Origin of the sequence: Moraxella cuniculi (genome assembly GCF_900637105.1) — a bacterium.
Classification (GTDB): Bacteria; Pseudomonadota; Gammaproteobacteria; order Pseudomonadales; family Moraxellaceae; genus Moraxella; species Moraxella cuniculi.
In genome coordinates, this window is the sequence record NZ_LR134343.1 from 822,180 (window position 1) to 838,112 (window position 15,933).

Here is a 15,933-nt window from a genome sequence, read left to right on the forward strand (position 1 = left end):
GGTTGATTGACAACAATGCTACTTTTTTGTTGTTGTAATAGATAAACAGATGGGTAGCATTGTCATAGATTTATTATCCTATGCATGGGAGTATTCCCATTTGCATCACAAAACGAGGAAACCATCATGGCAAAGGCCAAGTTTGAGCGTGTAAAACCACACGTAAACGTTGGTACCATCGGTCACGTTGACCATGGTAAAACCACTCTAACCGCTGCTATCGCAACCGTTGCTGCTAAGCATCACGGTGGTGAAGCAAAAGACTACGCTGCTATTGACTCAGCTCCTGAAGAAAAAGCACGTGGTATTACCATTAACACTTCTCACATTGAGTACGACACTGCAAACCGCCACTACGCACACGTAGACTGCCCAGGCCATGCTGACTATGTTAAAAACATGATCACTGGTGCAGCTCAGATGGACGGTGCTATCTTGGTTGTATCAGCAACTGACGGCCCAATGCCACAAACTCGTGAGCACATCCTACTATCTCGTCAGGTTGGTGTACCATACATCATGGTATTCATGAACAAGTGCGACATGGTAGATGACGAAGAGCTACTAGAGTTGGTTGAAATGGAAGTGCGTGAGCTACTATCAGACTACGACTTCCCAGGTGATGACACTCCAATCATCAAAGGTTCTGCCCTAGAAGCCCTAAACGGTGCTGACAGCAAATACGGTGAGCCTGCAGTTTTGGAACTGCTAGACACTCTAGACAGCTATATCCCAGAGCCTGAGCGTGATATCGATAAGTCATTCCTAATGCCAATCGAAGATGTATTCTCAATCTCAGGTCGTGGTACTGTAGTAACTGGTCGTGTAGAATCAGGCATCATCAAAGTTGGTGACGAAATCGAAATCATCGGTATCAAACCAACTGCAAAAACTACCTGTACTGGTGTTGAAATGTTCCGCAAATTGCTAGACGAAGGTCGTGCAGGTGAGAACTGTGGTATCCTACTTCGTGGTACTAAGCGTGAAGAAGTTCAGCGTGGTCAAGTACTTGCTAAGCCAGGTTCAATCACACCACACACCAAGTTTGATGCAGAAGTGTATGTACTATCAAAAGAAGAAGGTGGTCGCCACACGCCATTCCTAAATGGCTATCGCCCACAATTCTACTTCCGTACCACTGACGTAACTGGTGCCATCACTTTACAAGAAGGCACAGAAATGGTTATGCCAGGCGATAATGTTGAGATGAGCGTTGAGCTAATCCACCCAATCGCTATGGACAAAGGTCTACGCTTCGCTATCCGTGAAGGTGGCCGTACCGTAGGTGCTGGTGTTGTTGCTACTGTTAAAGACTAATCACAACACCTTATAAAGCAAGCTCCTTTTGGGGCTTGTTTTTTTGCCTTGGAGTAATAATTAATATAATATATAATTATTTTTTATAAAATATAATGAAATATTATTAATTGCAACTGTTAATAAATTTTACTTTCAAGACTCAAGAGTCCTGCAGTTGCTTTTTGGGCTAATTATCAAAACTTCTTAAGTTTGTTGGGGTGATTTGCACGATTATAAATCTGGACAATGTATTATCAAAATCATCAGCTGCCAAAATAACAATGCCACTGATATCAGACAGTGGCATTTGCTTTGCTGTTTGTTAACTCAAGGCATCTAGGTATTTTTCGGCATCTAGGGCAGCCATACAGCCTGTGCCAGCTGAGGTGATGGCTTGGCGATAGACATGGTCGGCTACATCGCCAGCGGCGAACACACCTGCGATATTGGTGGCGGTTGCATTGCCATCAAGTCCGCTATTAACAACGATATAGCCATCTTTCATGGTAAGCTGACTATCAAATAATGCAGTATTTGGCTTGTGCCCAATAGCAACAAACATACCCATCACCTCAAGGGTCTTTTCACTGTTGTCAATTGTTGAGGCGATTTTTATGCCAGTTACACCCATTTCATCGCCAAGCACTTCTTTGACTTCATGGTTCCACTCTATGCTGATATTGCCCTGTTTTACTTTTTCGAACAGTTGCTCTTGTAGGATTTTTTCGGCACGCAAGCCATCACGGCGATGCACCAAAGTTACATGACTTGCAATATTGGAGAGATACAGAGCCTCTTCGACAGCAGTATTGCCACCACCGATGACAGCAACTTTTTGATTTTTATAAAAAAATCCATCACAAGTTGCACAGGCTGAGACACCTTGACCCATGAATTTTTGTTCAGAATCCAGACCCAGATATTGGGCAGTGGCACCTGTGGCGATGATGAGAGCATCGCAGGTATAGGTGCCACTATCGCCTGTCAGCACAAAAGGGCGAGTCTGTAAATCGGCATGAGTGATGTTGTCGTAGATGAGTGTTGTGCCAAAGCGTTCGGCGTGTTCTTTCATGCGATCCATCAATCCATTGCCAGTCAGACCATAGGCATCACCAGGCCAGTTGTCCACTTCGGTGGTGGTGGTGAGCTGCCCACCGACTTGCAGGCCTGTGATGATGACAGGTTTTAGGTTGGCACGAGCGGCATAGACGGCGGCAGAATAACCTGCAGGACCTGAGCCTAAGATGATGAGTTGATGATGGGCTGCCATAACAATTCCTTCGATAAAAATATAAGACATATATAAGGTGTGATTGGTAAATTGCAAGTGCCACACCAACCAAACCGATAAGTTATCACAAACTCACTAAAAATAACAAGCCATCAATACAGTCAAGTCGCAATATCATGACAATAACTCTGTTTGAGAGATTCTATTCATAAACTTAGCCTGCCTACGAAAAAGCTGGCTGTTGATACTGCATTGATAAGCCTATTGCAAACAATCTGTTGTGGTAGATTGCTTCAATAACTATTAGTTTGGTTTTTGGCTTGTTGGTTGCAACTATGGCATCTTTATTCTTTGGAGCAAAAACATAAAGACAAGAAGCGTTGCCCTTAAACTTACTTTTGACAAGGCAAAGATGGGAGGGTTGTTTTTGTGTTGGCTTGGTTCTTTGATGAATAATTCACGATGGCAGGGTTTGGCAAAGGTGGGTTTGTATGATGAATGAAAAACTGCCCAAATCACAGACTTGGGCAGCTTGGCTGTATTAATCCAAAAAGGCGAAGTGGTCAATTTGCATTTGCATCATCACCTCACTTGGTGCAGTCATGCTTTCGGCATGAGCCGAACTTCTTGGTAGGATTTTTTCAAAATAAAATTCGGCAGTTTGTGTTTTGGCAAGATAAAATTCCTTGGGCTGTTCGCCACCATTTTTAAGCTTATCAAAAGACACCGCTGCCATACGAGCCCAGTGATATGCCATCATCACATAACCTGAGTACATCAAAAAGTCATCACAGGCAGCCGAGACAATATCACGATCTTTGCGTGCGGTTAGCAATAGGCGGGCGGTGAGCATGTTCCATTCGGCACACAGTTTGGTCAAGCTCCAGACAAATTTACGCATATCTTTGTCAAGGGCGTATTCACCGCACCACTTCATGATGCCAGCGGTATAATCACGGATTGCTTTGCCACCACCTTGCAGCAGCACTTTGCGACCCAATAAATCCAACGCCTGTACGCCTGTGGTGCCTTCGTATAAGGTTGCAATGCGAGCATCGCGAGCAATCAGCTCCATGCCTGATTCTTTGATGTATCCATGCCCACCATAGATTTGTTGACCGTGCTTGGCGGACTCAATGCCCAATTCGGTCAAAAAGCCCTTTAAGATCGGGGTAAAGAAACCGATTTTGTCGTCCCATTTTTTGATTTCTGCTTCATCGCCTTCTGCTACGGCTTCGGCAAGTTTATCTGCATAGCGGGCGGTGTGATAAATCATTGAACGAGCACCTTCGGCAAATGCCTTTTGGGTAAGCAGCATACGGCGAACATCAGCATGATGAATGATGGCATCAGCAGGTTGGTCTGGTTCTTTTGTGCCACTTAAGGCACGCATTGAGCGGCGTTCTTTGGCATAGGGCAGGGCATTTTGAAAAGCAAGTTCCATATGAGCCAAGCCCTGAATACCCGTACCAATACGAGCCGTGTTCATATAAGTAAACATGGCTTTTAGCCCTTTGTTTGGTTCACCAAGCAAAAATCCTGTAGCACCGTCAAAGTTAATCACGCAAGTGGCTGATGAGCTGATGCCCATTTTATGCTCAATAGAGCCACAAGCAACTTGGTTGCGTTCTCCGACTTCGCCTGTGGCAGTTGGTAAGAATTTTGGCACAATAAATAGCGAAATGCCCTTGGTGCCAGCAGGTGCATCAGGCAATCGTGCCAAGACAACATGCACAATGTTCTCAGTTAGGTCATGCTCGCCTGCCGAGATGAAGATTTTGCTGCCCGTGATGGCGTAGCTGCCATCGTCATTTGGTACGGCACGGGTTTTCATTTGGTTCAAATCTGTGCCACATTGTGCTTCAGTCAGGCACATTGTGCCAGACCATTCGCCAGAGACAAGTTTGGGTAGGTAGGTGTTTTTTTGCTGTTCATCACCATATTGCATGATGGTATTGACCGAGCCGATGGTCAGACCAGGGTACATTGCCCATGGCCAGTTTGCTGTTCCCATCATTTCGGATTTGATGAGATTAAGCGACATTGGCAGGTTCATGCCGCCATAGTTTTCAGGGTAGCTGATGCCTTGCCAGCCACCTTCAACAAATTGCTGATAAGCCTCTTTAAACCCTGTTGGCGTGGTTACTTTGCCATCTTGAAAATGACAACCCTCAGCATCGGCAGGTTGGTACAGTGGCGATAGTACATTTTCGGCAAAGCCGGCAAAACCCTGCAAAATCATTTCAACCGTTTCGGCATCGGCGGCTGAACCGTTGTTTAAGGTTTGATAATGACTTTGATAATCAAACATTTCATTCATCAAAAACTTCATGTCGCGTAGCGGTGCTTTGTAGGTTAGCATGATTTTTTCCTTTGCTGTTTGTTGATATAAAAGTTTGCCAATTTGCCAAAACTTGTCCTTACTATACAGAGATTTTTGCTTTTGGGAAAGGGTTGCGGATTATTAATAACTTATTTTCATACAAATCATGTTTTGTGATAATTTTTGGTTATAAAAAAGCGTCCGCCGAAGCAGACGCAGGTATTGCTGTTTGTGTGTTTGGCTTGGTTATAATTTACAAGCACCGCCTTCACAGCCATCGTCATTGCTACTATCTACGCCACCTTCGACCGCCATGCCGTCAAAGTCATTAAATAAATCATCCAAATTGTCAAAATCCAGCCCATCGGCTGCCAGTGTGGTGTCGCTCATGATGTCTCCTAATGGGATTTGCTTGTAAAATAAAAAGGTTGTATGATGCCCATACAGCGGTGTTAAAAGGCGAGCAGTATTGTATCATCACTCAATAAAAGCTCGGTTTAAAGCCAAAATTTTCAAAATCAAATAAACAGTTCATTGATAACTACTTTACTATGTTCTTGGGTGTATAAATCAATGATCTTATTTTTTTGGGAATTTTATCAGCCAGTGCGCCCGATGGAATACAAAATAACAGACGATATGTCCTTGCTGATGATAAGGCTACAAGTATTCTTGCTTGGAATTATACACACCTTGATGATAAACCACAATCAAAAATTGATTGCCGTAAGTTTGAGCCTGATTTATACAGCTACTTTTTAACATCGATCAAAACAATCGCGTGTAAAAATAGGTTCTAATAACCGCTGCTTATCATCACCAAAGCTAGTGATATTAAATTCTGCCACTGGCGTAATGCCCCGCACCGCATTGGTGATAAAAAGTCGTGTGATTTTTAACAAATCACCATCAGCCAGCACCCGTTCACGCACCACGCCACAAATACCGCTTGCCATGATTTTGGCACGCATAACCCCTGCTACACCTGATTTATCCACAGGTGGCGTGTACCAAATATCATCTGACAGCTGATAAAAAATATTACCCATCGTGGCACAAATCCACTCGCCATGCACATTGGCAACCAGCCCATCATCAATACTGGCATCGAACGCCTGCTTTGCCAAAAGTTCTGCGTGTGCCAGCACTTGCTCAGTGCAACCGATGAGTTTCAATCCTGCCAAGCGACTGGGACGATGGGCGAGCTGACTGCCCAGCGTGATGACGCGAATCGGTGCTTGCACTGGTATATCTTGGATAAATCCTGTGGCAAAACTTGTGTTGATGGGCGAAGTTTTTAGATAAACTTGTGCCTTATTGTTGCCATCATCAACAAAGCCATAGCCACGCAGAGTCTGTTTTTGGCGGGTGATGATGATTTTTATGATGCCCTGATGCACTTTGGTTGCCAAATGGCGAAGCTCAGCAAACAACAACGCAACATCCAGCTGCAAAGCAAAAGCCACCAAGCCCTGATTGATACGCTGATGATGAAAATCCAAGGCGATAATCTGCCCAGCAAACACGCCCATTGTGCTAAAAAAACCATCGCCAAAGGCAAATGCCCGCTCGTCCATGCGGTCATCGCACTGATCCAAAGTAGCATGATTCCATTGATAAAATTGTATTTTGTCCATAATTAATCAGCAAAAAACCAAATCACGCATAGGCACAGCCTTGCCCTTATCTTGCATGATTATTTATTTTGAAAATTTGACCCATCAACAACTCAGCGTTGCCTTAAGACAATCTGACAACGATAATCTTGGCACTGGGCATTTAGTAGTTCAAACGCACCAACGGTCTGCTCTGCCATTGGCACTCCTTGCAGTATCTGATGAACGATATTCGTCCCCTTTTTGGCATCGGCGGCACTCATCATTAAATAAGCTCGCTTGGCAAAATTAAGCGAAGATGACTTAGTTGGCTCATTATCACTGGCGGCGGCATAGTACCAAACCAGCTCTAGCAAACCATCGGATTCAACCACATACAAAGGTGGCTCATGGGCGGCACTGTAGCGAAAACTTGAGGCAGGTTTGCCATAAAAATCCAGCGTTTCTTCTTGGGTTGCGGTACTGCCAATGTATGACTTTAGACTTGTGATATCTGTGGCTGCCACCCCTGCCACTTGCCAATTTTTGGTGTCATAAACCACCGCTTTGTAGATTTTTTTCTCGCCATCGTCCTGAACCAGTTGCTCATTGCCCACAGGACGAAATGTCAAAAACAACACCAAAACCACCGCCAACAACAACGCTGCAAGCAGCCAAAACTGACGGCGATATAACCATGATTTATGAGAGGAGTTTTTGGTGAGATTTGTCATAGCGAATCAGTAAGATATTTTTTGATGATTGTAGCATAAAATAACAACAATCAGCACCCATTTGCTTGATTTTTTGCTAAAATTAGCACACTGCTTTATTTTTAAAAGCATTCGCCACGCTGGTGATGCTTAGTTATCTGGAACCCTCATGCAACATTTTATCGTCATTGGCAACCCCATCAATCACTCAAAAAGCCCAGAAATTCATCACGCCTTCGCTGCCAGTGTTGGGCTGCCCATCTGCTATCAAAGACAGCTTTGTCCTGATAATTTTGACAGTTTTGTCGCTGTTGTTTCAGCATTTTTTGCAGGGGGTGGTAAGGGGGCGAATGTTACTTTACCATTTAAACAAATGGCACATCAGCTGGTACAATCACAAGGCGAAATCAGCGATGATGCACGCCATGCTGGAGCGGTCAATACCCTGATGATAAAAAACGGCAAATTGTATGGCGATAATACTGACGGTCGTGGCTTGGTTGCCGATTTGCAAGCACATGGAATCACTTTGGCAAATAAAAAAGTCGCCATCATTGGGGCAGGTGGAGCGACTCGTGGGGCGATTTTGCCACTATTATCCACAGGTTGCTCGCTGGATATTTATAATCGCACCATTGATAAGGCTTGGCAGTTGCTTGAGCAATTCAATCACCCCGCCTTATCAGCACGCCCATTGTCAGACTTGACAACGGCACGCTATGACCTTATTATCAATGCCACATCAGCCACCACAACAGGTCAGACATTGACATTGGGCAATTGCCAAGCCAGTGCTGCCTATGATATGATGTATGGCAAGCCATCAGAATTTTTGGCACATTTTCAGCATCAAGGGGCGGCAACTTTTGATGGATTTGGTATGTTGATTCAGCAAGCCAAGCTGTCTTTTGAACTGTGGACAGGCAAGATGCTTGATTTGGATAAAATCACCTTGCCCTAAAAGCCCTTGGCTAAGATACGATATCATGGCAAAAAACCAATAGCATGAACATGCACCGTAAGCCGATGCTTGCCCATTTTTCCATTGGTATCAATACAATTTTTATTTCAAAATAAAATACAGTTGTAAGCAGAAATGAACAAAGACTGATTTTAAGTTTGAAAATTAATTATGTTTTTTGCAAAATTCAATGAGTTTTTGGCAGATTTAGAGCAAAACCCCATTGTTGATGAGTGGTATATGTCTAATTTTGCTGAAAAAAATATCAAAACATTAGAGCCTTATGAAGCATTTGATAATTTAAGGGGCTGAAATGGATTAGTATTGGAAATATTATGCTACAAATGTGAAGCTAACTCGTTGCAAATGAACATAATCCAAGCAAAGAAAATTACTTGAATTTTTACTGCTACAGTAATGGTCGGAATAGCAACTGACATGATAGGCATTTAAGCGAATACATCTATATTATATTATCACAAAGTTTGTCTTGCGATGGACCATTATTTAAGTTTGGAAGCCAAAGAATTCTTTTAAAACACAATAGCAAAGCCTATACTGTTGTCGTAAAAGATACCAAAGCTGACACCTGATGCCTATTATTACAAGCAAAATTAAACCTGGCAGTATTGTTTATGCGGACAGTTACAAAAGTTATAATGCTCTAGATATGAGTAACTTTAAGTACTTTAGAATTAATGATTCCAAAGAATTTATTGAGATCATAATCGCATTAACGGTATTGAAAACCTATGGAATCAAGCCAAGCTAGCACTTGGGAGGTGCAATGGCATTTAATCAGCTTAAAGTACTTAGAAAATGGTGCGAAATTGAGAGCTGACCTACAGCGTGAAAAAACCGATGGTTTTGACATCGACATTGCTCGAAGTGAGCCACGCTGGCACAAGTTGGAATAGCACATAAAGCGGTAAGCCTGAGCTAAACCCCGTGAAAATGCAGAGCAACATATTTTTGGTAAAAATCTGTTGCCAAAGGGACGGTTTGGTTGCGGTCATTGTTTTTCCCCTCTATTTTTAGCTTTTGTAGCCGTTCGGATTATTTTTTTGCCAGTTCCACGTATCTGCCATCATTTGCTCCAGATCGCGTTCTGTTTTCCAACCAAGCTTTTCAAGGGCTTTGCGAGAGTTGGAATAGCATTCAGCAATATCCCCAGCACGGCGTTCGACAATTTTATACGGCACGGCAATTTGATTTACTTTCTCAAAGGCTTTTACCATATCCAGCACCGAATAACCTACGCCCGTGCCCAAGTTGTAGATATGTAGCCCTGCGTCTTGATGATGTTTTTCAAGGGCTTTGAGATGACCAATCGCCAAATCGACCACGTGGATATAATCCCGCACGCCCGTGCCGTCTGGGGTCGGGTAGTCGCCACCAAAGACGGAAAGTTGCGGCAATTTGCCCACCGCAACTTGGCTGATAAACGGCATTAAATTATTTGGAATGCCATTCGGATCTTCGCCAATCAGACCGCTTGCGTGAGCACCGACGGGGTTGAAGTAACGCAAGATCACCGCACTAAATTGCGGATTGGCTTTGACCGTATCTTCCAACACACGCTCAACCATATATTTTGACGTGCCGTAAGGGTTGGTTGTGCCGCCCACTTCAAAATCTTCGGTAATTGGCACGGTTTTTGGTGTGCCGTAAACGGTGGCGGACGAGCTAAACACGATGGTATTTACCCCTGCTTTGAGCATTTCTTCCAGCAACACAATCGAACCGCCCACGTTATTTTCGTAGTAGAACAACGGTTTTTGCACGCTTTCGCCCACCGCTTTTAAGCCTGCGAAATGAATGACTGAGTCAATTTTGTGTTCTGCAAAAATTTTACGCAGGATTTCACGATCTAAAATATCGCCCTGATAAAACGGAAAATCTTTGCCAGTAATTTGTTTGACACGCTCAAGGGAAATCTCTGAGGAATTGTGTAAGTTGTCTAACACAACGATTTCTTGCCCTGCATTCAATAATTCTACGGCGGTGTGCGAGCCGATATAACCTGCACCGCCTGTGACTAAAATTGCCATTTAAGTGTTCCTTTTTTAGTAAAAATGTGGATATTCTACAACTTTTTAAAAAAAGTTAAATGTTACTTACAAAAAACATTGGCTCGGGGCGCTTTGAGTAAAAATAAAGGAGCAAATTAGATTAATAAACATATTATTTATACCAGTCTTATAAAGATAACCCATTGTAAAATAAGTAAAAAGCCTAAAAACTTTGCTTGAATTTTTGTGGCACAAGTTACTGCCAGAACAGCAAGTGACTACTTGATATTCGGTATAATTCATCCGCTTTATTCTATCACAAAATCAGGCTTGTAATAGGCTATCATTTAACCCAAGAAACCAAAGAGTTCTTTGATGGTGAAATTGAACTTGATGAAAGCTATTTTGATGACATCTGTAAAGCCAAGCGTGGTCGTGGTGCTGGTGGCAAAACTGCTGCGTTTAGTTTGTTAAAGCGAAATGATAGAGTTTATGTGGTTGTTGTTAAAGATATCAAGCAAAGTTAAGCCTGATAGTATTATTATTTATACTGACAGCTACAAAAGTTACCATGCTTTTGATGTGAATGACTTTAAGCATTTTAGAACCAACCATTCTAAAGAATTTTCTAAAGATTGCAATCATATCAACGGCATTGAAAACTTCTGGTTACAAGCCAAACAAGTACTTAGAAAGTATAATGGCATTGACAAGAAAAACATTCATTTGTTTATACAAGGAATGTGAGTTTAGATTCAACTATGATGCACCATATAATCAGCTTAAGGTATTGAGAAAATGGTGTAGGATCTGGGTTAATTTAGTGCAATTATTTATTTTATTAAAAACTCCATCAAGTCCCACGGCTGCAGCTAAGGTCAAGCAGCAACAGCAGGGCTGTATCTGTTTTGGGCATATTGCTTTTATTGACCGCTGTTGTTGTTCATATGAGGGTGAGAAAATATGCTTTGTAAATCATTGCCTGAAGTGACGGCTTATCAAAATGACAAACTGGTTTGGCTATATTGTAAACGCAAAATATCCGCCAAAAACAAGGCTTGTTTTTATTTGATGAGTTAAAAAATCACCATGGTTTTTGGCGCAATCAGATGCAAAGTTTTGATTATTGATATTGATGAATCGGTTGGCGGTTTACAATTTTTTAACGCATTATTGCGACATTGATTGGCTTTTTGTCATCAAACTTTGCTAAAATGGGCAAAATTTGATTTTTATTAGACTATGACAAAACGCAACAAAACCCAAGCAACAAAATCCAAACGAAACAACAAGCGTCAGCGATCTGGACGATCATCGCTGGCAGTGGCTGTGTCAATCATAACAGTTATCTTATTGGTCGTGGCGGCGGCTTGTTATCAGACGATTTATGCCAAATCAAGCCGACCTGCACAGACGATAACAGTGGATAAAGGTGATTCTTATCACAGTCTTTTGGTTACGCGTTTGTGGTCAGATCAGCCACTGGCGAGTCGCTGGATTGCTAGAGCTTATGTGGCATTGATGGCAAACAAACCATTGCAAGCAGGCGGCTATCAAATACCCAGTCAGGCAAGTTTGGCACAGGTGGTGCGTATTTTTGACGAAGGGGCAAAGGTGAGCCAATTTAGCCTGCGTATCATCGAGGGCAAGACGGTAAAAGATTTATATCAATTGCTCAAAAATACCGATGGCGTGGTATTGACCGTGCTGACACCGCCTGCTGATGGTTATGCGTGGACAGATGTCATGCGTGATAACGAAGCAGTTGCCAAAGCGTTAAATATCCAAACGCCCAATGGTAATTTGGAGGGGTGGTTTGCTCCCAATACTTATCAATTTGCCAAAGGCACAACCGATATTGCAATCTTGGAGCGGCTGTATCAAAGCCAGCAAAAAATCTTGGAGCAGGCATGGGCACAGCGAGCGGATAATCTGCCTTACAAAACGCCTTATGAAGCACTGATTATGGCAAGCATTATCGAAAAAGAAACAGGGATAAAATCCGAACGCAATCTGGTCGCGGCTGTGTTTGTCAATCGCTTGCGTCAAGGCATGAGATTGCAGACAGACCCAACCATTATCTATGGGTTGTTTGATCGATATGATGGCAAGATTTATCGCAGTAATATTGCCGAAAAAACCGAGTATAATACTTATCAAATTGATGGGCTACCACCGACACCAATTGCTCTGCCGTCAGCCGAAGCAATTTTGGCAACCATGCACCCCAAGGACAGCGATGTATTGTTTTTTGTTGCCACAGGCAAGGGTGGGCATAAATTCAGTCGCACTTATCAAGAGCATCAACAAGCAGTGGCACAGTATCGAGCAACCATTGCAAAAAAACCAAACTGACAAATAAAATCAATCAATACAGGCGAGATAACGATGGGCATGGGGCGATTTATCAGCTTTGAGGGAACAGAAGGTGTGGGCAAGACCACTGCCATAGAAGGCTTATGCCACAGGCTAACAAGCCAAGGCATTCAGGTGGTACGCACCAGAGAACCGGGTGGTAGCGAGCTTGCCGAGCGGGTGCGTGAGCTGTTTTTAAACCCCGATAACCACATTGATGCCAACACAGAGATTTTGCTGATGTTTGCGGCACGAGCCGATCATCTGCACCAAACCATTTTGCCTGCCTTGAAACTGGGTCATTGGGTGGTGTGCGATAGGTTTTTTGACAGCACAGTGGCGTATCAGGGTTTTGGGCGTTATAAGGGCGACAGATCGGCATTGGCAAAGATTGAGTCATTGATTGAGCAATTTGTTCCTGTGGTACCTGATGTAACTTTGTGGCTGGATTTGGATATTGCAACAGGTATGCAGCGTGCAGGCAAGCGTGCCGCTGCAGACAGGCTTGAGGCAAATGATTTGGCATTTTTTGAACGAGTATATCAGGGCTTGGTATATCAGCAGCAAAAATATCCAGAGCGAATTTATCGTATTGATGCCAGCGGCAGTGCTGATGAAGTGGCCACAAGAATTGATGCGGCACTGGGTCTTTGAGCTCTTTGGATTGTGTTGCCGCAGTTTTTTGCCAAGACCACTTGATCACAACAAATATCAAAGCCGCAGATGGCAGAAAAATCAAAAATAACTATCAACAATCTCCGCTAATGTGGTAAACTAGCAAAAGATTATTCGGTTTTTGAGCGAATGCTGCCAAGACCATCATTTATCACGCAGATTTTTCAATATTTACCACTGATTCATCAGGGCTTGTTATGGCAGATGTACATCAAAATATCAAATCCAAGTTAAAAGGTGCAATTACCGCTTTGGTTACTCCAATGAAACCTGATGGTTCCGTGGATTATGACGCACTTGCCAAGCTGATTGACTGGCAGATTGCCGAGGGTATTCATGGCTTGGTTGCTGTTGGCACAACAGGCGAGGCAGCAACTTTGCCAATGCAAGAGCATATCAAAGTGTTGCGTTTTTTTGTTGAGCAAGTAGCCTCTCGCGTCCCTGTAATTGCAGGCACAGGGGCAAACTCTACGCATGAGGCGATTGAACTGACCGCCCATGCCAAAGAGGCAGGAGCGGACTGTGCTTTGTTGGTTGTGCCTTATTATAACAAGCCAACCCAAGAGGGTATGTATCAGCATTTTAAGGCAGTTGCAACAGCGGTGGATATGCCGCAGATGCTCTATAATGTACCGGGGCGTACCGTGGTCGATATGTCCGAAGACACGGTTAATCGCTTGGCGGATTTGCCCAATATCATTGCCATTAAAGATGCCACAGGCGATATTGAGCGTGGCAAGCGGTTGATTGAGCGAGTTGGCGATCGTATCTTAGTATTTTCTGGCGATGATCCAACTGCCCTAACTTTAATGCATCATGGTGCAGTGGGGGATATTTCTGTCAGCTCAAATATTGCTCCCAAGGCAATGAGTCAAGTGTTTGAACTGGCATTGGCTGGCAAATTCACCGAAGCTGAAGCTATTCACCAGCAAATTGCCCATCTGCACCATGATTTATTTATCGAAACCAGTCCGCAACCTGTCAAATATGCTTTGCACAAAATGGGCAGAATTGATACAGGCATTCGTTTGCCTATGGTGTGGTTATCGCAAGAGTATCATGCTGCAATTGATGAAGCATTGCTAAAAGCAGGACTGTTGTCGGCATAATGACAAAATTGATAATAATCGGGGATTTTATGAAAATTTTACACATGATTGCATTGACGGTGGCGGTTGCTGCATTGACAGGCTGTGCAGCCACCAAAAGTGTGTTGGCAAAAAGAGACAATGGCAGCTTGGATTATCGCACTGCCAAGACACTTGACCCCATCAAAATGCCTGTCAATCAGCCAGCAGCTGAATTTATCCCCTTATACCAAACGCCAAAAGCAAACGGTGCTTTGCCAAATTTTGTTAATGAATCTGGCAAGCAATACCAGTTGCCCAGACCGCCTTCGGTTCGCTAATTAGTTGGCATTATTTACTTACCAAGCATTACCTTTTATATTATTGAGAGTATCATGGAAAAAAGAGCTTTATTGTACACTGGCAAGGCCAAATCTGTTTATGAAACTGACGATCCTGATTTATTGGTTTTGCATTTTCGCAATGATGCCAGTGCGTTTAATGGCGAAAAATTGGCAAGCCTTGATCGCAAAGGCATGGTAAACAACCGCTTTAATGCCTTTATTATGCAAAAACTTGCCGAAGCAGGCATTGAGACACATTTTGAAAAACAACTGTCTGATGAGGAGGTGTTGGTAAAACGCCTGAAAATGATTCCTGTTGAGGCGGTTGTGCGTAATTATGCTGCTGGTGGCTTGATGAAGCGTTTGGGATTGGCCGAAGGCTTGCCACTGCTACCACCAACTTATGAACTGTTTTATAAAGATGACGGACTGGGTGATCCGATGTTGTCCGAATCAACCGCCATCGCTCTTGGTTATGCCACTGCTGATGAGCTGGCACAAATGCAGACATTGACCATGAAAGTCAATGAAGTACTATCTAAACTGTTTGATGATGCAGACTTGATGTTGGTTGATTTTAAGCTGGAATTTGGTCTGTTCCATGGGCGAGTGGTGCTGGGTGATGAGTTTTCGCCAGATGGTTGCCGTTTGTGGGATAAGCAAACCAAGAAAAAGCTAGACAAAGACCGCTTCCGTCAAGGCTTGGGCGATGTGGTTGAGGGCTACGAAGAAGTCGCTCGCCGTATCGGTGTGCCACTATAAATATAAAATCTACACCACAAGTCAAGCAGCTTGTGGTGTTTGATGATTGCAACTGATATTGATATTGGATTATCGTCATGTATTTTCAGATGTATAAGATTGTTGCCTATATTCCAGAAAATGCACTCGAGAGTGTAAAAAATGCAATGTTTGAGGCAGGTGCAGGGCATTTTGGTAATTATGAATGTTGCAGCTGGCAAACTTTGGGCGTTGGACAGTTTCGACCTTTGGCTGGAGCGAACCCAACCATAGGGACAGTTGGCGAAATCACCCAAGTGTCCGAATGGAAAGTTGAAATGATCGTGGCGGAGAATAAGCTGTGCGATGTTGTTGCCGCCTACAAGCAAGCACACCCCTATGAAGTGCCAGCCTACGAAGTGTATCAGACTGTCGATGTTGAGGATTATTAAGCCAGCATTATCAACCTTCAAAGTAAAATTTGAAGGTTTTTATTTGCCTGCGAGATGGTTGCTCATGAATCGGATTTGCCATCACCCAAGCATAACAGGATTAAGCATTGGCAAAACAAACGCTTTTTTGCCAATCACACAAATTAGCACTATCCATCTGAAAAGATAAAAATTTAATATAAATAA

General features: G+C 43.2%; 16 protein-coding genes and 2 pseudogenes. 11 read left to right on the forward strand and 7 right to left on the reverse strand.

The features are described from left to right. Positions 1 to 126: 126 nt before the first annotated feature. The gene (gene tuf, locus EL162_RS03845; RefSeq protein ID WP_076554779.1) at positions 127 to 1,317 is read left to right on the forward strand and encodes an elongation factor Tu; all 1,191 of its coding nucleotides are present in this window, start codon (positions 127 to 129) and stop codon (positions 1,315 to 1,317) included. Positions 1,318 to 1,621: 304 nt separating this feature from the next. Here tuf and trxB read toward each other — a convergent pair whose 3' ends face one another. The 5 genes from trxB to EL162_RS03865 all read right to left on the reverse strand — a co-directional run bounded on the left by trxB (position 1,622) and on the right by EL162_RS03865 (position 7,182). Next, entirely contained in the window at positions 1,622 to 2,569 is a 948-nt protein-coding gene (gene trxB / locus EL162_RS03850; RefSeq protein WP_126330219.1) for a thioredoxin-disulfide reductase, read from the reverse strand. Positions 2,570 to 3,071: 502 nt separating this feature from the next. Further along, a complete protein-coding gene (locus EL162_RS03855) occupies positions 3,072 to 4,892 on the reverse strand; it encodes an acyl-CoA dehydrogenase C-terminal domain-containing protein (RefSeq protein ID WP_126330221.1) in 1,821 nt (606 codons plus the stop codon). Positions 4,893 to 5,099: 207 nt separating this feature from the next. Continuing rightward, positions 5,100 to 5,243, reverse strand: a complete 144-nt coding sequence (locus EL162_RS09955) for a hypothetical protein (protein WP_169835314.1) — start codon at positions 5,241 to 5,243, stop codon at positions 5,100 to 5,102. A 368-nt stretch (positions 5,244 to 5,611) separates the two neighbouring features. Beyond that, positions 5,612 to 6,490 (reverse strand): aminotransferase class IV, encoded by an 879-nt coding sequence (locus EL162_RS03860; RefSeq protein WP_126330223.1) that lies wholly within the window; start codon positions 6,488 to 6,490, stop codon positions 5,612 to 5,614. Between the two features lie 92 nt (positions 6,491 to 6,582). Next, positions 6,583 to 7,182 carry a hypothetical protein gene (locus EL162_RS03865; protein WP_126330225.1) on the reverse strand — a complete coding sequence of 200 codons (600 nt, stop codon included), beginning with the start codon at positions 7,180 to 7,182 and terminating at the stop codon, positions 6,583 to 6,585. A gap of 148 nt (positions 7,183 to 7,330) precedes the next feature. Here EL162_RS03865 and aroE point away from each other — a divergent pair, with 148 nt between their 5' ends. From aroE to EL162_RS10155, 3 genes and pseudogenes are all read left to right on the forward strand, one after another. Next, positions 7,331 to 8,122, forward strand: coding sequence for a shikimate dehydrogenase (aroE, locus tag EL162_RS03870; RefSeq protein WP_126330227.1), 792 nt, complete (start codon positions 7,331 to 7,333; stop codon positions 8,120 to 8,122). A gap of 171 nt (positions 8,123 to 8,293) precedes the next feature. Beyond that, entirely contained in the window at positions 8,294 to 8,434 is a 141-nt protein-coding gene (locus tag EL162_RS09960) for a hypothetical protein (RefSeq protein ID WP_170161383.1), read from the forward strand. Positions 8,435 to 8,652: 218 nt separating this feature from the next. Beyond that, a pseudogene (locus EL162_RS10155) lies at positions 8,653 to 8,917 on the forward strand (transposase); the annotation flags it as partial. 47 nt (positions 8,918 to 8,964) lie between these two features. Here the strand turns inward: EL162_RS10155 and EL162_RS03875 are convergent. Beyond that, entirely contained in the window at positions 8,965 to 9,138 is a 174-nt protein-coding gene (locus tag EL162_RS03875; RefSeq protein ID WP_197718995.1) for a hypothetical protein, read from the reverse strand. A gap of 18 nt (positions 9,139 to 9,156) precedes the next feature. Beyond that, the gene (gene galE / locus EL162_RS03880; protein WP_126330229.1) at positions 9,157 to 10,173 is read right to left on the reverse strand and encodes a UDP-glucose 4-epimerase GalE; all 1,017 of its coding nucleotides are present in this window, start codon (positions 10,171 to 10,173) and stop codon (positions 9,157 to 9,159) included. Between the two features lie 150 nt (positions 10,174 to 10,323). Here galE and EL162_RS03885 point away from each other — a divergent pair. From EL162_RS03885 to EL162_RS03915, 7 genes and pseudogenes are all read left to right on the forward strand, one after another. Continuing rightward, a pseudogene (locus EL162_RS03885) lies at positions 10,324 to 10,945 on the forward strand (IS1595 family transposase); the annotation flags it as partial. Positions 10,946 to 11,376: 431 nt separating this feature from the next. Then, positions 11,377 to 12,489 carry an endolytic transglycosylase MltG gene (mltG, locus tag EL162_RS03890; protein ID WP_126330231.1) on the forward strand — a complete coding sequence of 371 codons (1,113 nt, stop codon included), beginning with the start codon at positions 11,377 to 11,379 and terminating at the stop codon, positions 12,487 to 12,489. Positions 12,490 to 12,522: 33 nt separating this feature from the next. Further along, on the forward strand, positions 12,523 to 13,143 hold the full coding sequence (gene tmk, locus EL162_RS03895) for a dTMP kinase (RefSeq protein WP_126330233.1): 621 nt from the start codon (positions 12,523 to 12,525) through the stop codon (positions 13,141 to 13,143). 218 nt (positions 13,144 to 13,361) lie between these two features. After that, positions 13,362 to 14,273: a 4-hydroxy-tetrahydrodipicolinate synthase gene (gene dapA / locus EL162_RS03900; protein ID WP_126330235.1), complete on the forward strand. Its 912-nt coding sequence runs from the start codon at positions 13,362 to 13,364 to the stop codon at positions 14,271 to 14,273. Positions 14,274 to 14,302: 29 nt separating this feature from the next. Next, the gene (locus tag EL162_RS03905; RefSeq protein WP_126330237.1) at positions 14,303 to 14,572 is read left to right on the forward strand and encodes a hypothetical protein; all 270 of its coding nucleotides are present in this window, start codon (positions 14,303 to 14,305) and stop codon (positions 14,570 to 14,572) included. A 54-nt stretch (positions 14,573 to 14,626) separates the two neighbouring features. Then, positions 14,627 to 15,337 carry a phosphoribosylaminoimidazolesuccinocarboxamide synthase gene (gene purC, locus EL162_RS03910; RefSeq protein ID WP_126330239.1) on the forward strand — a complete coding sequence of 237 codons (711 nt, stop codon included), beginning with the start codon at positions 14,627 to 14,629 and terminating at the stop codon, positions 15,335 to 15,337. Between the two features lie 89 nt (positions 15,338 to 15,426). After that, the gene (locus EL162_RS03915; RefSeq protein ID WP_076554860.1) at positions 15,427 to 15,747 is read left to right on the forward strand and encodes a YqfO family protein; all 321 of its coding nucleotides are present in this window, start codon (positions 15,427 to 15,429) and stop codon (positions 15,745 to 15,747) included. Positions 15,748 to 15,933 lie beyond the last annotated feature (186 nt).